This window comes from Natronoflexus pectinivorans (assembly GCF_004345615.1).
GTDB classification, from domain to species: Bacteria; Bacteroidota; Bacteroidia; order Bacteroidales; family Marinilabiliaceae; genus Natronoflexus; species Natronoflexus pectinivorans.
The window spans coordinates 22,949-41,481 of the sequence record NZ_SLWK01000012.1 but is presented as its reverse complement, the minus strand read 5'-3'; the positions used below and the strand labels follow the sequence as shown (position 1 = coordinate 41,481).

Here is an 18,533-nt window from a genome sequence, read left to right as displayed (position 1 = left end):
CCAAATAGTTCTGCATAGATAAAAAAAATCAATCCATTTCAATCAGAGTAATCCCTGAACCTCCAAATTGAACGTGTTCATCCCTGAAGTTTTTCACAAAAGGAACGGTTCCGAGATATTCACGAATCATTAGACGCAGTGCGCCGGTACCTTTTCCATGGAGAATTTTCACTTGATCTACTCCGCACATTACAGCTTCGTCAAGGTGTACCGAAATTCGATCAATTGCCTCTTCTGCACGCAATCCGCGCACATCTATATCAGGTTTAAAATTAAGTTTTTTATCCCTGATTCTCTCGGCCAGACCTGCAGCTACTTTACTTTCAGTGCGCATGGCCTTTTTGTAATCTCCTTTGCTTATTTTTTCCAGACGACTAATTTTCACCTTGGTTATGAGCTGACCAAAAGCCACCAGCGCATCACGTCCTTTTACCTCCATCACTTCTCCCGGAATTGGCTGTCCTTCCAGCATAACCACATCACCTTCAACAATCTCATCGATGACAGACTGCGGAGGTATTGCAGGCTGTTTTTCCATTTCCCCTGCATTACTATTCTGATTCTGGCTCTTTTTCCTCTCCTTGCGTTGCCTGATTTTATTCATTTTGGCCTGCAACTGCTTTTGCAACTCCTCATTATCACCAGCTCCATCAATCGCAGATTCTCTAAAATAATCCAGTTCTGCACGTGCTTTCCGTGTTTTTTCTTTCTCCGCCTGTGCTTCACGGATGGTTCTAATGGTTTTCTCTATCTCTTTATTAGTTCCTGCAAGCAAACCGGCGGCTTCTTGTTTTGCCTTTTCAATAATATCTTTTCGCTCACGGGTTAATTGCTCCAGCTCCTTTTCATATTTCTGAGACACGCTTTCCAGTTTGCGTTCTCTCTCTCTAATGCTTCTCCGTTTCTGTTCCCAGTATCGCTTATCCCGTATGATTTCCCGTAAATGCTTATCGAAATTGATATGATCCTCTCCCAATCTGTCTTTGGCCGCCTCAAGAATGGTTTCAGGCAAACCTATTTTTCTGGCAATCTCAAAAGCGAAGGAACTCCCCGGTGAACCAACCTCCAGCCTGAACAATGGCTGAAGTTGATGGGTGTCAAATTGCATGGCACCATTCACAATGCCATCTGTTTGCGATGCGTAATGCTTAAGATTTGTGTAGTGAGTGGTGATAACTCCATAAGCTCCCTGCTGATTAAGCTGTTCAAGAACAGCTTCTGCAATGGCTCCTCCCAGCATGGGCTCGGTACCGGTTCCAAATTCGTCAATGAGCATGAGCGTATGCTCATTGCTGTTACGAACAAAGTTCTTCATATTCAACAAATGAGAACTGTAGGTACTCAGATCGTTCTCAATTGATTGCTCATCTCCAAGATCAAGAAAAATATTTTTAAAAAATCCCATAGAAGTCCCTTCTAACACCGGAACCGGTAAACCACATTGCAACATGTACTGCACTAAACCAACGGTTTGTAAGCAAACAGATTTTCCTCCTGCATTGGGCCCCGAAATAAGCACAATTCGCTCATCGGGAGTAAATTGTATAGATAATGGTACGATGGCCTTGTTTTGGGCTTTCAGTAACAAGTACAACAAGGGATGACGGGCTTCAATCCAGTGAAAAGCCCGTTCATCTTTAACCTGTGGAACGATGGCCTCAATCCTTAATGCAAACCGGGCCTTTGCTCTAATGAAATCAATGATTCCCAGGAAATTGTAGGCAAAAAGCAGATCATCAATATATGGCCGAATAAAATCAGATACTTCGGTTAGTATTTTTGTCACTTCGCGTCTTTCAGCGTAGGTTAATTCCCGAATTTCATTATTGATTTCAACAATGGCCGCAGGCTCAATGTAGGTGGTTTTTCCTGTTGCCGATTCATCATGTACAATACCGGGGAGTTTGCGTTTATTGGCCGATGGAACAGGAATTACAGCCCTTCCATCCCGAATGCTGATGCTGATGTCCTGCTCAACCAATCCATCCTTCTGGGCAGCCCGCAGAATTGAAGCCATTCGACGGGTAGCATTTTGCTGTTGATTGATGATTTCCCTTCTCAAACGGGCAAGTTCAGGAGACGCGTTGTCCTTAATTTTTCCCTGTCGATTTAAAACGGCATCTATCCGATCGATGACAGCGGGGTAAATCATCACATTGGCAACCAACGAATTTAAATGAGGATATTCTTCAGCCTCGCGGGATTTTATAAAACGTATGAGATCACGTATGGTTCCAAGGGAACGGCGTAAATCAAACAATTCTGTCTCTTCCAAAAACAAACCATCAACCCGGATGCGTTTAAGAGGTGCCCGCAAATCAATAAACCAAGATGCCGGCATCTCCGCATCCTCTTGCTCAATACGCAACATCTCGGCTGCCTGTCCCAGCCACGTTTGCACCTGTGTAAAGTTCTCAGAAAAGGTCATTCTATCAACCCATTCTTTGCCTAGCGTGCTCAAACAATGCTCTGCTAAAAGTTCACGTATCTTTCCAAAACTCAACTTCTCCTCAAAAGTATCAGGATATATCACTTCTCAGTTTTTAAAAATTCTATAATCAGTTCAATAACCGGATTATGATATCCGGTAAAACATTTGCAAAAGTAACCATTTAAAAAGACAATAGAACTCAAGATTTCAAAGACAGTCTAAATTTAACAAACATCATGAGTGTGAAGGTGATGTTTGCCATCAGGCAAACATCAATTTAAAATAGAACTATGGAACACAAATCGCTTCAGTTCAAAATTTGAAAACCTAAATCCATTAACCAATTCGTTATTTACATTCATTTATTCTACGAATAAATGACTAATATATTCTTCTATTCCGGAAAAATTAATGTCAATCACCCCTTTGGCATCAAATTCATCCCTTATTCCCAATTATTAACAGAAATAAACATCCAAAGTGCTTATTTAGGTATATCTTTGAAGTTGTATAATTTATTAAAAGCCTCCTCATCCAATCATAAATCATAGTTTCGCTGCTTATCAGTATTTATCAAATCACAATAAGAAATCAAATATTTTAGTTAGTTTATGCAAGTACATTCATTTCACATTCCTGTTATGGGAATTGGTTTCACGATTGACACACCTGTAAAGGTTGCGCATTTGGGAATTTCATCTGCCATATCGTTGGTTGACGATATTCTAGCAGAAAGAATGCGTCAGTTTTACAGCATTAAGTTTAATTTACCATTCCAAGGCATCAGCCACAATCAGGAAGATTCCCGGGCAAAACGCATTACAGCCTATCTTGACATAGTTAATACGATAGTGAACCAAAAGTTCTCTGAATTCAAGGCACTAATCATCGGGAAACAAGAAGAGCTTCGAAATTACATGGCACTTCTGCCCACTTCATCTCAATTAAGGCTTCAACTTGAAGAAGCCATTCAAAAAAGATGTTCTGATTCAATTAACAGCATCATTGAAAAATACTTACATCCGGGAAGTATTGATGTAAACATCATGACGAAACTGGATAAAGAGAACTACAAGAATGGCGAAAAACTGCCTGCAGAATTCAATGATGCTCACGCTGCGCTAAGAGGTTTTGCTAACAGTAGCTTATCTTCATCTATAGTACTTTCAGCTGGGATGAATGCACGACTATATACTTACATGGAGCAGTTTGATGATTTTTACCCCAATAAAAATGGTCGTTGCAAAAAGAAAATCATTTTGAAGGTATCTGATTATCGTTCAGCTATTGTTCAAGGAAAAATATTTGCAAAGAAAGGATTATGGATTTCAGAGTTCCGTGTTGAGTCAGGCCTGAACTGTGGAGGACACGCATTTGCGACGCAAGGTTACTTAATGGGTCCCATTCTCGAAGAGTTCAGTAATAACAGAGACCATCTTCGTGATGAATTATTCGAAATTTATGCCAAAGCACTGGAGGCAAAACAAAAGCCGGTTCCTTCTGAAGCACCTGAAATGAAATTAACAGCCCAGGGTGGCCTTGGAACCCATGAAGAACATCAGTTTCTGATGAAACAATACAATCTGGACAGCATTGGTTGGGGATCGCCGTTTCTTTTGGTACCCGAAGCAGTTTCTATTGACAAGGATACCATAGAACTATTAGCAAAAGGAACAGAGAAAGATTATTTTCTCAGCCATGTTTCACCGGTTGGTGTAAGGTTTAATAATATCCGTGGAGCTTCGCGTGACACAGAACAACAGTTAAATGTTGCGAATAACAAACCGGGAGCCAACTGCACCAAACAGTTTATAAAGCTTAATAAAGAGTATACTGATCGTCCCATTTGTAAAGCGTCCAAAGAGTATCAAAAGATTAAAATCGATGAGTTGAACAACAGCGACAAATCAGGAGCAGAGTACGAAAAAGCATACAAGGACATCACCGTAAAATCCTGCATTTGTAATGGACTGGGAGTTGCCACATTGCGTTCACACGGAATGGACACCAAAAAAGAAGGTGACGGAGTTTCTATTTGCCCAGGACCAAATTTGGCATATTTCATCAGGGAAGCAACACTTGCAGAGATGGTGAATCACATTTATGGTCGAGCCGATCTGCTGGGAAATACAGATCGCCCAAACTTATTCATGAAGGAGCTTTCGATGTATCTAGATTACATCGAAGAAGAGATGGAGAGCATTGAATCACCTGACGCAAGGCAAATTAAATCTTGGAATGAGTACTTAGCCAACCTACAAAATGGGATGAATTATTACCATGATATATTCTCATTTAAAGAAAACTGGAGTGAAACAGTTACTAAACAAGCTATTTCAACATTAACTGAGTATAATAAGCGACACTTCAAAATAAAAAACACCCTTGCAAAATTAAGTTCTCCCGTTGAGAGCCTATAACATAAATGTATTTAGAAGTATAAACAAGCACTCCGCGTTAAGGAGTGCTTGTTCTGTTTTAGAGGATTTATCATAAGGGACTATCTTATTTTTTGTTATTTTTAATTGAAACTTCAAATGAAAATTCAAAGTTTTAGGTGTACTTCTAAAACAAAGTCAATCACAACAAAAGAACAGAATCATGAGCAAGGTAAAAATTGAGAAACTCAGTTCTGAAGAACAAAATAAAAGGAACATATCAACTTGGCCCATATGGGAGAAAGAGAGATCCAGATTTGACTGGTTCTACGAAGCAGAGGAAGAGTGCCTTATTCTGAAAGGCAAGGTCGTGGTTGAAACCGATGAAGGAATCTTCCATTTAAAGCAGGGAGATTTTGTTACATTCAGTCAAGGTTTAAAATGTATATGGGATATAAAGGAAGATATAAAAAAGCATTACCATTTTAAGGAATAAAGCCATCATTCTTATGCCAAAGCAAAGTTCGAACAATAAGTCTTTTTCCTATTCATTAATAAATGTCGTTTAGTTAATGAAAAATTATATTCGCCTGCGCTCACCCTTTTATTCCCCAAGGGGATGCCAACCCGCGCGTAAGACTTTAACTTGGGGGATTAAGGGGAGCGGGAAGGAAAAATGACTTAACTAAACGGCTTTGATTCATTAATTACTAACTTTGCTGTTTAAATCAATTTATCATGTCTGTAGCAAAAGAGAGACCAAAAAAAATAACCACTCATGTATTGAGTGAGATGAAAATGAGAGGAGAGAAGATCAGTATGCTCACTTCTTATGATTATTCGCTTGCCAGAATTGTTGACAAGGCTGGAGTTGATGTCATATTGGTGGGTGATTCAGCTGCCAATGTGATGGCCGGATGGGAAACCACGCTTCCGATCACACTTGACCAGATGATTTATCACGGGGCATCAGTTGTGAGAGCTGTTAACCAGGCAATGGTAGTAGTTGACCTTCCCTTTGGCACCTATCAGGGAAACAGCCGTGAAGCAAACATCTCGGCCATACGCATAATGAAAGAATCTGCTGCTGATGCTGTAAAACTTGAAGGTGGCAGCGAAGTCATTGAATCCATTCAGCGCATTTTATCTGCAGGCATCCCTGTTATGGGACATTTGGGACTTACCCCACAATCGATTCATAAATTCGGAACCTACACGGTAAGAGCAAAACAGGAGGAAGAAGCGAAAAAACTAATCGAAGATGCACACCTGCTACAGGAAGCAGGAGTATTTGCCATTGTATTGGAAAAAATACCGGCAAAATTGGCAAAACAAGTTGCATCTGATCTGCACATCCCGATTATTGGAATAGGTGCAGGAAACGGTGTGGATGGACAGGTTCTGGTTCTACATGACATGCTGGGGATTAATCAGGAGTTCTCCCCTAGATTTTTACGCAGATACCACAATCTTTATGCGGAAATTACCGGTGCAGTCGGAAACTACATAGACGATGTTAAATCTGGCGATTTCCCTAATGAAAGAGAGCAATATTAGATGAGGGCTAAAGGTTAAAGGTGATAAGGTTCAGAGGTTATAGTAACGTGCTCTTAAAAAAATAAGATTTGAAGCTGAGATGGAATGGGTTTTAGCTTTTTTAGTTGATCAAGCCTTAAATCTCAGTCCCATATAAGATATACATAAATTAGATAGTAATGAAATTAGATATTCTATACGAAGACAATCACTTAATAGCCGTAAATAAAACCGGACATGATCTGGTTCAGGGCGATGACACTGGTGATGAACCATTATCAGATAAAGTTAAAGCCTATATAAAAAAGAAATATAACAAACCCGGCGAAGTATATCTTGGCGTGGCACACCGACTTGACAGACCTGTTACAGGTGTAGTTCTTTTTGCCCGAACCAGCAAAGCACTAAGTAGATTGAATAAAATGTTTCAGGAAAAAGAGGTAAAAAAGACCTACTGGGCCATTGTACAAAATCTTCCGGAGGAAGATGAGGCCACTCTTAAGCATTTTATGCTTAAGGACAGTAAAAAGAATAAAAGCTATGCTTTTCCTAAGATGCGCTCCGGTGCAAAAGAAGCCATATTGCATTACAAAATGATATCCAGCTCGGCTAAATACCACCTGTTGGAGGTAAACCTGGAAACCGGCCGTCATCATCAAATCAGAGCACAACTTGCAAAGATTGAGTGTCCAATTCGTGGCGATTTAAAATATGGATATCCACGCTCCAATAAAAATGGAGGCATCTCTCTTCATGCCCGAAAAATTGAGTTTGTACATCCTGTCACCAAAGAAAACATAATGATTACAGCCCCCGTTCATTCCGACGATAACCTTTGGAAAGAGTTCGGGAATGTAACTTAAAACAGCACCTTCCGTTAGAGAGACAAACAACTAATTATCATGAAAGCAAAACTTCCATGCCAATTATTTCTGATTCCTTTGATATTCTTTCTAACGGGAATGGGACAACTTCAGAGTCAGATTGGGAATCGTTTCCCATCAGAAAAAAAAGTTATTGACGATCCTGTTACGGGCCATCAACTAATTTTCTTAACCAGTGCATCACATGGGGATCGTAAAATATATCCCACTCATCCGCAATGGACTGTAGATGGGAATTGGTTGATCTTTATGTCCAATAGGGTAAGAGGAGAACTCATTGCGGTAAACGAAAGATCTGGCGATATGGTTCAAATAACCGAAGGTGGGTTTGTCGGAACTCCTCTTATAGGCTGGAGCTCAATGCACATCTATGTTATGCGAAGAGCTGCTCCACAACAATCACGTGGTCAGAATACTGCAATGAACATCATCAAGATTGATCTTGACAAGTTATTCCGGGATAGTGAAAAAGGCCAAATTCAACCAAAAGAAAACTATGAAGAGATTCTTGGCCAGATTCCTTCCAAAATTGGCGCTCATGGGGATATGGCTCTGGATGCAAACGAAGAGTACATATACTTTCGTACGAGTCGTGAGGAGGCAGAGAAACATCTCCCATCGGGGACAAATGTAGAACAAAACTTTGGACCAAGAAATATGGGAGCAGGCCCTGGTGGAATTGGAAAAATCAACCTATTAACTGGTAAGTCGGCGCACGTAATATCTGTCCCATTTCAAGTTGGACATATCCAAACCAATCCATGGATACCAGGAGAAATTGTTTTTTGTTGGGAAACCGGAGGAAAATCTCCTCAACGCACATGGACCGTAAGAGGTGATGGAACAGGACTGCGCCCATTATATCCTGAAGCAGATTATGAATGGGTTACTCACGAAGCTATTATTACAAAAGATGAAGTTGCCATGGCTATTATGGGGCATAGACCAGTTATAATTAGTGATGAGTTAAAAGAAATTGATTCTGACCCCGAAAACCCCGGACAGGAAGCTGCCTGGGGACCATCCGGCACAAGAGAAAAACCAACCGGATTAGCCATTGTTAATATCCGTACACGTGAAATGCGAATTGAAGCCCAAACCAATAGTGGTAGTGGCTTTTGGCATGTACATGGCTCGCCAGATGGAAGGTGGGCAGTGGGTGATGACTTTTCGAGAAGCATATATCTGGTTGACCGCACAACCCGAGAAATGATGATGATTTCAACTGGGCATAAAACAACAGCAAGAGATCATCCTCACCCAACATTTAGCACTTGTGGCACTAAGTTTCAAATTCAATCAGCTATGCTATCCGAAGATAATCGATCAATGAATATTTGTGTCATACATGTGCCTGAAGAGTGGTTAAACAAAACCTATGAAAGTCATTTTATACCAAAATAACTAAACAACACAAGCAAAAAAAGAGTTGGCAATGAGAATTACCAACTCTTTTTTTTGAATACTAAATGACGGTTTTTAAAACCTAATCACCATCTGCCCCATCAAATGGCGGGGAGCCATGGGATAGTAATAAGCCCAGGTATTTTCTACTCCTTGCTCATACCAATTTCCACCATAGGCATTGCTTTCATATTTCAAATTCGTGAGGTTATTAACCATTAACTGAAACTCAACTCCTTTAGACCAGGATGTCTTTAATTGATATTTTAAACTGAGGTTGTGTACCAAGTAAGCATCCAATTGCCTGGCGGAACTTGATGTATTATCAAAATATTGCTCTCCTACATATTTCGAATTCAAACCCAATGATGCATTTCCGAAGAAATTCCAGGTTAATATACTTCCGGCAATTACAGATGGCGAGTAGGCAATATCAGTATCTCCCAGTTGAGTAACACGTTCAATTTCATTCCAATCATCATCGTAATCAGTTGCAGTTTCTACAAAATCTCTGATAATGTTCCTGCTCAAAGTAAAATTGGCATCCCAACGAAAAGAAGGTAAAGGTCTCCAAGCCCATTGCACTTCAACACCTGCACGATAACTCTCGTCCACGTTGGTCATGATGTCATAACCAACACTGCTTTTTTCACCTGTTGGGACCAACTGATCTTGATAGTACATATAAAAGAAGTTGACATTTGCCGACAGAGAAGGAGTCAAAAAGTTATAACCTGCCTCCACATTGTATAGTCTTTCCGGAAGTGGAGTGGCATCAGGATCCAAATTAGCATCTTTAAAGTTTGTTCGGGTTGGCTCCCTGTTAGAGATACCTAACGAAACATACGACTGATGATTGGGATTGATTTCATAAAAAACACCTGCTTTGGGATTGAAAAATGCAAAGCTATGATTTTGAGACAAATCATCAAGATTGTCATCGATCCCTGTCATTTCATAATCAATGCCCCTCACCTGCAAATCAATAAAGGTGTTCAGGTTGTTTATCCGATAGTTGAGCTTACCAAAAACATTGTAATCGGTTTTCGTTCCGTTATTAAAATACCACTCATGGTCTTTCTCCATATTGGTAGCGTGCCTTGCCCATATGATGTTTCCAAAATGGTCTCCATCATAACGGTTCCAACCTCCTCCCCCCGAAACAGAAACATTCGGTAACAATTGACTATTAATGGAGAAAACTGTTCCGTAAAAATCATTACCCAGCCATTTCTGACGAACAAGGTCTGTACGGGTAATTTCCTCATCACCAATAAAAACATTAGGCAGCCCATAATTTGCAAAACTCTGGTTTTGACGATACTGCTCATAATAACCATCACCGCGTGTATAATGCAATGCTGCGGTCATATCTGTGCGGTTACTGAATGCATGGCTGTAAAACAACTGATAGTGCGTCTGAATATAATTATCGGTTTGATTTCGGTAATACTGCTCGTTCCCATCTAAGTCAGTATATACTCCGGCAGGATTGTATCGACGATTAACAGACAGCATTTCCTGAGGCACACCCCACCAGCTGATTCCTGTTTTTTGGTCACCATGAATCACGTTGAACTTTAAGAAACTGTGATTCATGTGATAAGTTCCACTTAGGTAAATGGATTCATGGTCGGAAAAGGCATTATAAATATATCCATCGGATTGAAGGTTTGAATATCGGCCTTCAAAAGAAAACCTGTCATTTAGCAATCCGGTTCCAAGACGCACAGAATTTCTAAAGGTATTATATGATCCGGCGGTTGATGCTACTTCGGCAAACGGCTCAAAGGCATCAGTTGTGGTTCTGAAGTTAACAGTGGCTCCAAAAGCAGCGGCTCCATGCGAAGATGTTCCCACCCCGCGCTGTATCTGAACCTCCTCAACAGAACCTGCAAAATCTGGCATGTTCACCCAAAAAACTCCCTGACTCTCTGAATCATTCAATGGTATACCATTTACAGTCACATTGATTCGCGTAGGATCCGAACCTCTAATCCGAAAACCTGTATAACCAACCCCTATTCCTGTTTCAGAAGTTGCCACAAGCGAAGGACTCATCTGTAAAAGAAATGGCAAATCATCAATTACCGAAATACGTCTTAAATCCTCACCGCGAATATTGGTATGAGCAACAGGAGAATTTAAGCCGGCTCGGTAGGCTGAAACCACCACCTCAGAAGTCAGATGCGATCGTGGATTAAGCTGGATCTCTCTATCAACATCACCAGTGATGTTGATGACAGCCGAATAGGTATCAAATCCAAGAAATGAAACAGACAGATTATAATTGCCAGCAGTAATCCGGCCAAAAGTAAAGCGCCCATCGTTACCTGAAACAGCAGAGCGTTGTCCATCCAATATGAGAACAGCTCCTGACAGAGGCTCCCGGTTCTCATCAACCACGCTTCCTTCAAACCGGTATTGACCAGCCATAGAAAATGAAACGGTACAAATCAGTAATAAAATAAAAACAATTTTTCTCATCGTCAGCAGTTTAAATTTAAATGATTAGTAAAACTGCAATGAGGTATATTAGGAGATATACTTTCCCTTACCGGCATTACCCGGTCAGGTTCAGAGGGTATGATCTCAGCCCTTTGTATTAAGGCACCCCATTGTAGGAAACTAAATCAATATCATATCAACCCAATGGGTTGATATTTGTTCAAAATATGACAATTTATTACATGAGCTCAAATAATTTCTGCCAAAAAAAAGAGACACATCAATTATCACCCTCTATAATGCAGAAATAATTGTCGGTGCAAATATAGAATTTATATTTTAAGCATTCATCTACCTCAATAAAATTAATCATACTACTCATGTGTGTTTTTACGATCTCATAAATCAGTCTTACTCTTCGGATCTGTTAAATTTAATTTATAAAACATGTTATAGACTCGAAGACAATTAGATTTAAGACAGATAGAGTAGTTGAGAAAGATGATTAGACTGTTCTTATTCACTGTTTAATCTTGTCTATCAGTCTAAATTTCTAACATCTACAAATCTTCAATGCAGATTTGTAATAAATTTAAACAGCCTCTTTATGAAATATATAATACATCTCTCATTTATACCAAACAGGGGTTGTCTCTCACGAGACAACCCCTGTTTGGTATAAATCCGAATTCAATAAAAAACTACTTTTCCACGTTTAGAAAATCTGCAATGATGCGCTCCAGTTCTTCCTTAGGCAACAGACCTCTGGCACCGGCGGGATCAGCATCCATTGGTATAAAGATCATTGTTGGATATGCAGATACTCCAAAAGCAGCTGCCAGCTCCCTGTTCTTCTCAGCATCAACCTTATAAATCTGAATTTTCTCGCCATATTCAGACTGCAACTCTTCCAAAATTGGAGCCAACTGCTTACAAGGCCCGCACCAAACGGCATAAAAATCAACAATGGCAGGCCGGTCTCCCTTATATTCCCAGGTTTCACTGTTTCGAAAATCAAAAACCTTCTGAATAAACGAATCTTCGTTAAGTTCAATAACGCGGTTGGCGTTTGCAGCAGGTGCCGATGAAGGATTTGCCTCAGCTGCTAAGTTTCCTGACCAGATTAAAAACAATCCTGCCAGTAATGATAAAAAAACATTCTTCATAATAATTCTCTTTACCCCGCTGTCAACTTCTGTTTTGCACCTTATGTGCCTAAGAGAAAACGGAAAATTTAAAATCTCAGGGAATAACGCCCTGAAAAAAATCTGTGCAATAATCAGACCTTTTTAATAATGACATCTGACTATTCATCAATATCTGAATTAAAATACAGCGTTGATTATTAATTTAACGCTGCATTCTAATCTCTATCAGAATTCAAAAATAGTGGGAAAAGATTAATCTTCAATCTATTTCTCCACATTTAACACATCTTTAAATGCTTTTTCGAAACTATCCTTTGGCAATGCGCCTGCAGCCATTTGGGGTTGTCCTTCTTTTGGCACAAAAAGAAGCGATGGAATACTCTGTATGCCGAATACTGAAGCAAGCTCCTGTTCCTTTTCGGTATTAATCTTATATATATCTATTTTCCCATCGTATTCCTGAGCCAACTCTTCTAAAATAGGAGCAACCATTTTGCAGGGGCCACACCAATCGGCATAAAAATCGATTACACAAGGCTTATCGCCCGAAAAACTCCACTCCTTATTATTTGCGTAGTCAAAAACTTTTTCCTTGAATGTTTCTGCTGTTAAATGCTCTACCATAACTTTAAATTTTAAATTATTGTTTTTTAAATTATCATCACTTCTATTGTTGTACAACCTCTTAAATGTAATCTTGTTCACATTTAATATCCTTTGATGGTACAAATATAAAAACTCTTTTATCAAAATCCAAATATCTATATTTGTACATGTTTTAATACAATCATTGTGCCAAAAAAACGGCGACAGTCAAAACGCCATAATTACAGGGAAAAATTGTACTTTTGTTGGTCAATAAAACCCCTGGATGACTACACCAAACCAGTGGCAAGAAAAAGCGCATGCAAGAAAAACTAACACATCCGGTTTTTAAAACCGTATCTGAAATAGCTTCATTAGAAGGATTTGAAACATATGTAATTGGTGGATATGTAAGAGATTTAATTTTGGAAAGACCCACCACCGATATTGATATCCTTGTCATTGGCAGTGGGATAGATTTAGCCCGAAAAGTAGCATCCCGCATGGGAAACATGAAGGTTTCCGTATTTAAAAGCTTTGGAACAGCCATGTTTCGCTACCGAAACATGGACATCGAATTTGTTGGCGCCAGAAAAGAATCATACAACCGAAACAGCAGAAAACCCATTGTGGAGGACGGCACGCTTGAAGATGACCAAAACCGAAGGGATTTCACCATCAATGCCATGGCCATCAGCCTGAACAAACCAACTTTTGGACAACTCGTTGATCCTTTTAATGGAATGGAGGATTTGGCAAATGGGATTATTCGCACCCCCCTGGATCCCATCATTACCTTTTCCGATGACCCTTTGCGAATGATGCGTGCCATCAGGTTTGCCACCCAGCTTCAATTCAAAATAGAAGAGAAAACATTTGAAGCCATCCGCACCAATAAAGAGAGGCTTGAAATTGTATCGAAAGAGAGAATTACCGAAGAGCTTAATAAAATAATGGCCTCACCAAGGCCATCCATTGGATTTAAGTTGATGGACGTAACAGGCATGCTCGACATGATTCTGCCCGAGTTAAAGGCCATGAAAGGAACTGAAACCAAACAAGGAAAATCGCACAAAGACAACTTTTATCATACCCTCGAAGTGTTGGATCAGATAGCTCCCAAAACCGACAATTTGTGGTTAAGGTGGACGGCGCTGTTGCACGACATTGCAAAACCCGTCACAAAAAGATTTGATCCGGTTCATGGGTGGACATTCCACGCTCACAACCATGTGGGACAAAAGATGATACCCGGTATTTTCCAAAGACTCCGGTTGCCATTGAACGAAAAGATGAAGTACGTTCAAAAGTTGGTATTCCTTCATATGCGACCCATTGCTCTAATTGAGGAGGAAGTTTCAGACTCGGCAGTTCGAAGACTGCTTTTTGAAGCAGCCGATGACATTGATGACCTCATGACTCTATGTGAAGCAGACATCACATCTAAAAATCGGGAAAGAGTTGACCGGCACCTACGTAACTTCAAAATTGTACGCCGCAAACTGAAAGAAATAGAAGAAAAAGATAAAATCCGTAACTTCCAGCCACCTGTATCGGGAGAAGAGATTATGAAGATTTTCAATCTGCCACCTTGTCAGGAGATTGGTGTCATAAAGTCTGCCATCAAAGATGCCATCCTTGATGGCATCATTCACAATGATCGTGAAGAAGCGTGGCAGTTCATGCTAAAAAAAGGCAAAGAAATGGGGTTAACACCTCAGGCAAATCCTTAAATTAAAAGTCATATGACGGGGAACAATGCCAACCAGTTTTTCAGCAACACAACATATCCTGAAACAAATCCGGATACAGGTCCAATCATCATTACAGACAGGTTAAAATCGGCTGAAAACATTGGTCATATTATTCGGCTTGCAGGGAATACAGGATGCAGAAAGGTTCTGGTGGTTGTTGAGGATGAGTTGCCTCGTCTATCTAAGATAAAACGTGTGGCTGAAGTTTCAGGAGATGTCATCAACTGGAAATTTTGTAAAGAAGATGAAGTTCAACAACTCATCCCTGAAACCTATTCCCTTGTTGCCCTGGAGACTTCACCTGGCTCAACAAATCTGTTTTCGGCCAATTTACCACGCAAAATGGCTCTTATTGTAGGCAGCGAACGCAACGGCATCTCACCCAGGCTACTCAGTAGTGCAAAAACCCATCTGCACATTCCGGTATCTGGTCCAATAAAATCTCTCAATGTTTCGCATGCTGCCGCCATCTGTCTGTTTCATTGGACAACGCAGCACATCACCGGGGCGTAACCACCAGATCAATCCAAACGGGCAAGTGGTCGCTGTATCCTCCGGCATAGCGAAAACCCACGTAAGTACGAAACGGCTTCACTCCTCCCATTTGCTCATCTCTCTCCAGCAAAAAGGGTAACGATATAATTCGCATTTCAGGTTCACTCATATAAATTGGTGAAGAGCCATCAAAGAAAGAGCGAGAAATAATGATCTGGTCGAAAATTTCCCATGCATGCTGATGCTTAAGCGTTCCGACATCGGGAGGTATCTTTAAAGCCGGACTGATAAGCCACACATCATCTTCCAGAAGCCCCACTTCAAGATCCTTGAGAAACAGATCAGATTTGTGCGGTTCATTAAAATCGCCCATAACAATTAACAAGGCTTGTGGATTGACCATACGAATAGAATCGGATATTTGTCGCGTAAGTCGAGCCGCATACTGACGCTTCCATTGCGTAACCGCTGCACCTCCAAATCTTGATGGCCAATGATTGACAAGAACGTGAAGCGTATCTGACTGGTCAAGAACTCCTTTAACATATAAAATATCGCGAGAGGGACGCTCGTTCGGGCCAAAATCAACAGGAATGGGTCGGGATTCGTAAACCTTGAAACGATCCCGTCGGTACAATAGAGCCACATCAATACCGCGCAGGTCGGGAGATTCATAGTGAATAACCCGGTAGTGCAAGTTATCCAATCCGGTTTCCCGAAGCATGGCATTTAGTACCCAACTGTTTTCAACTTCACATAGCCCAATCAAAACGGGCAAATTCCATCCTCCGGCATTCAATATTACACGACCGATGTTGTTGAACTTTTCCCGCATTCTGGAATAAGTCCACCTTCGAACGCCATCCGGAGTAAAATCATCATCACGCTTATCCGGATCATTCCTTGTATCGAAAAGGTTTTCCACATTATAAAACATGATACCAGCAATTGTGTCGGTATCGGATGCTCGAAACTGACAACATACACTCTGATTAAACCAGAATAGAAGAAGAATTAGAAAAGGCAATAGAGTTTTGGGTGAGGGTCTCATTAGGTTTGAGTTTATTCGGAGTTAACTCTCTGCATAAAACCAATATCAGGTTTCTTTTCGCGGTTGTTTCCGTTGATATCCACGGGAAACTGTCTGGCCACAGTAACATCTCCAGCTCCAATGGCAACCGATAAAGAATCCAAACGGTAGTCATAATCCCTTGGAGCTTTGAAAAAAGGATCTCGGTTTATCAATACATTTCTATAATGTGGATAATCATTATAAGGATCATTGAAAGTAGTTGGCATTGAACGCATTCTAATCAATGAATGCTCAAATTGATAGTTGATGACCGGAGGAACATAATCTGGATCTTCAGGATCCCCTGCTTCCCCCTCGTAAAAATCCAGTTCAATTTCATTTTCCAACTGGCCATATATAATGCAATTACTGAAAAGTGCATTTTCAAGGGCATGAGGAACTTTAGCCCCGGTTGCGCCATCAGGATAATAATTGGAAACGATAAGAGCAGGACGATTTCGGAAGGCCCATTGATAATAATTTGCGATGGTAGAAAAGTAAAACTCATAATTTCCACCAACAGTAAGAGCTACCGATGCACTTCCACAGTCTGCAAACAGAGAGTTACTCACTACAAGAGACGAACTTTGAGCCAACAATCCCTGAAGCATTTTATGTTCGATTCGTGAATTTGAGATATAAACCGGTTCACTTCCGTTCATCCCTACCGAATCTACTACTAATCCGCGGGTTCCATTTTTTATAATGGCATAATTAATTTCGTGATTACGACTGCCCGGCATTAACCAAATGGTACCCCATTGACCCGGTTTATCAGCATACCATTCCTCAAGCCTTGAACCTGTAAACAAAACAGGCTCCTCCTTTGTCCCCTGAACTTTTAACGAACCGGATACGATCAAGTTTGCATTTTTGTAAAAATGCAGCCGTGTTCCTGATTCAATTGTTAAAGTTGCAGTGGTGTCAACGTGTATATAATCATAAATCAGGTAAGGCTTATTACTGGTAAATGTCTGCGTATTTAAAACCTGACCCTTCATTAATACCACATCCTGCCCATATGCAATAAGCTTTACACTCTGCATTCGTTCACGGGTGAAAATAATTATTGAATCCATTACGACAAAAGGGGCATCTGTTCCTGCCGGATCAATTGTAACCTCAACAAAAACAAATATGCTGTCGCCTGAACGAATAGGAACATCACTGATGTGAGGTCCGGGAAGCCCACTGACGTTTATTCTGAACTTTGAATCATCACCACCGGCCAACCTAATATCATCTATAGTCATATCGGCGCTATAAGGATTGTAAATCCGGAATTGGCGAGTAGTAGAACCGATGGTTGTAAAGATGGTATCAAACATTATGGTATCAGCAGATAGTTTAACCCCGTCGCTCCCTCCACGGAAAAGATAGTCACGCTCACATGACCAACCAGCAACAAGGATTGCCAACACAACAAATATCTGAACCAATCTCTTCATTTACAATACATATACCTTTCAGGGTGCAACGTGGTATTATAATCGCAATATATTAAATATAACGCAAACACTCAAGAAATGTTTTCACAATTTAAATATTTATTTTACACTAATTAACAGTGACTCCTATTTACAAAAAAAAACAACATAGTTACCAAAAAGCTCTTAAACCCTGATAAATGCCCATTTAGAATTTAATCAACAGCACGAACACGGCCAATTCCACTTACATTGGAATACAAATTTCGTGGGTTTCCCTTATAATTTACAACGCAGGCACCGGCAACTTCTACTTTTAACTCTTCTGATGCAAAAATATTTGCGCTTCCTGCACCGGCCAACACCAATTCCACTTTTTCTGCCATCAGATCATACGCGTTTAATTTCCCGGCACCAGGCATGTTTACTTTCAACCGCTCAACGCTTCCTTCTATGTCCGCTGAGGTGGCTCCTGCGAAATTCAATTCCAAATATTTGCCTGATAAATCTAAATTCACATTTACAGCTCCTGCAAAATTCATTACCAGAGAATCAAATGTAAACTCGGAAGGTGTATGTAAACTGATTCTGCTAACAGCAGTCAAATGTTTTAATTCCCTAACAGTAAGCCTAATCCCTACACGTGAAGCAGATCTTCTGCTTATATTATCAGTTAACAACTCCACGACAAGTCTGTCATCATCATGATTGATTAATACCCGATCGAGCATATTTTTATCACCTTTCAACTCCAGTCGGTTTTCATCTCCATTTTGCAAAAAGATTTCAAAGTCACCAACCAGGTCAACGGCCGTAAAATCTCCGGTTCTCCTAACTTCAACTTTGTCGCTGTTATCAAAGGAGTGATGAGAAAACCGGCTGCTTCCGGAGTCCATAACACAACCTGACAACAATGAGACTGCGAACACTAAAATGATATAATTATAAACTCGTTTCATGATAGAATTATT

At 40.3% G+C, this 18,533-nt stretch carries 14 protein-coding genes and 1 riboswitch; of the genes, 7 read left to right on the top strand and 7 right to left on the bottom strand.

The features are described from left to right. Nucleotides 1-28: 28 nt before the first annotated feature. Nucleotides 29-2,533, bottom strand: a complete 2,505-nt coding sequence (locus tag EV194_RS13700) for an endonuclease MutS2 (RefSeq protein ID WP_132434607.1) — start codon at nucleotides 2,531-2,533, stop codon at nucleotides 29-31. Between the two features lie 509 nt (nucleotides 2,534-3,042). Between EV194_RS13700 and EV194_RS13695 the strand changes: the two genes are divergently transcribed. The 5 genes from EV194_RS13695 (at nucleotide 3,043) to EV194_RS13675 (ending at nucleotide 8,633) form a co-directional block, all read left to right on the top strand. Continuing rightward, on the top strand, nucleotides 3,043-4,851 hold the full coding sequence (locus EV194_RS13695; protein ID WP_132434606.1) for a hypothetical protein: 1,809 nt from the start codon (nucleotides 3,043-3,045) through the stop codon (nucleotides 4,849-4,851). A gap of 181 nt (nucleotides 4,852-5,032) precedes the next feature. Then, on the top strand, nucleotides 5,033-5,305 hold the full coding sequence (locus EV194_RS13690) for a cupin domain-containing protein (protein WP_132434605.1): 273 nt from the start codon (nucleotides 5,033-5,035) through the stop codon (nucleotides 5,303-5,305). Between the two features lie 242 nt (nucleotides 5,306-5,547). Beyond that, the gene (gene panB / locus EV194_RS13685) at nucleotides 5,548-6,366 is read left to right on the top strand and encodes a 3-methyl-2-oxobutanoate hydroxymethyltransferase (RefSeq protein ID WP_132434604.1); all 819 of its coding nucleotides are present in this window, start codon (nucleotides 5,548-5,550) and stop codon (nucleotides 6,364-6,366) included. Nucleotides 6,367-6,524: 158 nt separating this feature from the next. After that, nucleotides 6,525-7,208, top strand: a complete 684-nt coding sequence (locus tag EV194_RS13680) for an RluA family pseudouridine synthase (protein ID WP_132434603.1) — start codon at nucleotides 6,525-6,527, stop codon at nucleotides 7,206-7,208. Nucleotides 7,209-7,247: 39 nt separating this feature from the next. Next, nucleotides 7,248-8,633, top strand: a complete 1,386-nt coding sequence (locus tag EV194_RS13675) for a TolB-like translocation protein (protein ID WP_207916055.1) — start codon at nucleotides 7,248-7,250, stop codon at nucleotides 8,631-8,633. Nucleotides 8,634-8,708: 75 nt separating this feature from the next. On the opposite strand, the gene EV194_RS13670 is transcribed toward EV194_RS13675, so the two are convergent. The 3 genes from EV194_RS13670 to trxA (EV194_RS13660) form a co-directional block, all read right to left on the bottom strand. After that, complete coding sequence (locus EV194_RS13670; RefSeq protein WP_132434602.1) at nucleotides 8,709-11,120, bottom strand: TonB-dependent receptor; 2,412 nt, start codon at nucleotides 11,118-11,120, stop codon at nucleotides 8,709-8,711. A gap of 46 nt (nucleotides 11,121-11,166) precedes the next feature. Next, nucleotides 11,167-11,261, bottom strand: a riboswitch (TPP riboswitch). A gap of 521 nt (nucleotides 11,262-11,782) precedes the next feature. Further along, nucleotides 11,783-12,247, bottom strand: coding sequence for a thioredoxin (gene trxA, locus EV194_RS13665; protein WP_132434601.1), 465 nt, complete (start codon nucleotides 12,245-12,247; stop codon nucleotides 11,783-11,785). 246 nt (nucleotides 12,248-12,493) lie between these two features. Next, nucleotides 12,494-12,853, bottom strand: a complete 360-nt coding sequence (trxA, locus tag EV194_RS13660; RefSeq protein ID WP_132434600.1) for a thioredoxin — start codon at nucleotides 12,851-12,853, stop codon at nucleotides 12,494-12,496. Nucleotides 12,854-13,134: 281 nt separating this feature from the next. Here trxA (EV194_RS13660) and EV194_RS13655 point away from each other — a divergent pair, with 281 nt between their 5' ends. Together EV194_RS13655 and EV194_RS13650 are read left to right on the top strand one after the other, a co-directional pair. Further along, on the top strand, nucleotides 13,135-14,547 hold the full coding sequence (locus tag EV194_RS13655; protein WP_132434599.1) for a CCA tRNA nucleotidyltransferase: 1,413 nt from the start codon (nucleotides 13,135-13,137) through the stop codon (nucleotides 14,545-14,547). A 12-nt stretch (nucleotides 14,548-14,559) separates the two neighbouring features. Next, on the top strand, nucleotides 14,560-15,081 hold the full coding sequence (locus EV194_RS13650; RefSeq protein ID WP_132434598.1) for a TrmH family RNA methyltransferase: 522 nt from the start codon (nucleotides 14,560-14,562) through the stop codon (nucleotides 15,079-15,081). On the opposite strand, the gene EV194_RS13645 is transcribed toward EV194_RS13650, so the two are convergent. The 3 genes from EV194_RS13645 to EV194_RS13635 form a co-directional block, all read right to left on the bottom strand. Then, a complete protein-coding gene (locus EV194_RS13645) occupies nucleotides 15,068-16,114 on the bottom strand; it encodes an endonuclease/exonuclease/phosphatase family protein (RefSeq protein WP_132434597.1) in 1,047 nt (348 codons plus the stop codon). The two genes, EV194_RS13650 and EV194_RS13645, sit on opposite strands and share 14 nt — an antisense overlap. Nucleotides 16,115-16,125: 11 nt before the next feature. Beyond that, on the bottom strand, nucleotides 16,126-17,583 hold the full coding sequence (locus EV194_RS13640) for a hypothetical protein (protein ID WP_132434596.1): 1,458 nt from the start codon (nucleotides 17,581-17,583) through the stop codon (nucleotides 16,126-16,128). A 194-nt stretch (nucleotides 17,584-17,777) separates the two neighbouring features. Next, nucleotides 17,778-18,521 carry a head GIN domain-containing protein gene (locus EV194_RS13635; protein ID WP_132434595.1) on the bottom strand — a complete coding sequence of 248 codons (744 nt, stop codon included), beginning with the start codon at nucleotides 18,519-18,521 and terminating at the stop codon, nucleotides 17,778-17,780. Between the last annotated feature and the right edge of the window lie 12 nt (nucleotides 18,522-18,533).

What these genes read in the sequence shown, in the direction of transcription:
- EV194_RS13680 (WP_132434603.1), top strand. Translation starts at nt 6,525, where the DNA reads ATGAAATTAGATATTCTATACGAAGACAATCACTTAATAGCCGTAAAT.
- EV194_RS13635 (WP_132434595.1), bottom strand. Translation starts at nt 18,521, where the DNA reads ATGAAACGAGTTTATAATTATATCATTTTAGTGTTCGCAGTCTCATTG.
- EV194_RS13645 (WP_132434597.1), bottom strand. Translation starts at nt 16,114, where the DNA reads ATGAGACCCTCACCCAAAACTCTATTGCCTTTTCTAATTCTTCTTCTA.
- trxA (WP_132434601.1), bottom strand. Translation starts at nt 12,247, where the DNA reads ATGAAGAATGTTTTTTTATCATTACTGGCAGGATTGTTTTTAATCTGG.
- EV194_RS13640 (WP_132434596.1), bottom strand. Translation starts at nt 17,583, where the DNA reads ATGAAGAGATTGGTTCAGATATTTGTTGTGTTGGCAATCCTTGTTGCT.
- trxA (WP_132434600.1), bottom strand. Translation starts at nt 12,853, where the DNA reads ATGGTAGAGCATTTAACAGCAGAAACATTCAAGGAAAAAGTTTTTGAC.
- EV194_RS13695 (WP_132434606.1), top strand. Translation starts at nt 3,043, where the DNA reads ATGCAAGTACATTCATTTCACATTCCTGTTATGGGAATTGGTTTCACG.
- EV194_RS13655 (WP_132434599.1), top strand. Translation starts at nt 13,135, where the DNA reads ATGCAAGAAAAACTAACACATCCGGTTTTTAAAACCGTATCTGAAATA.
- EV194_RS13650 (WP_132434598.1), top strand. Translation starts at nt 14,560, where the DNA reads ATGACGGGGAACAATGCCAACCAGTTTTTCAGCAACACAACATATCCT.
- EV194_RS13675 (WP_207916055.1), top strand. Translation starts at nt 7,248, where the DNA reads ATGAAAGCAAAACTTCCATGCCAATTATTTCTGATTCCTTTGATATTC.
- EV194_RS13670 (WP_132434602.1), bottom strand. Translation starts at nt 11,120, where the DNA reads ATGAGAAAAATTGTTTTTATTTTATTACTGATTTGTACCGTTTCATTT.
- EV194_RS13690 (WP_132434605.1), top strand. Translation starts at nt 5,033, where the DNA reads ATGAGCAAGGTAAAAATTGAGAAACTCAGTTCTGAAGAACAAAATAAA.
- panB (WP_132434604.1), top strand. Translation starts at nt 5,548, where the DNA reads ATGTCTGTAGCAAAAGAGAGACCAAAAAAAATAACCACTCATGTATTG.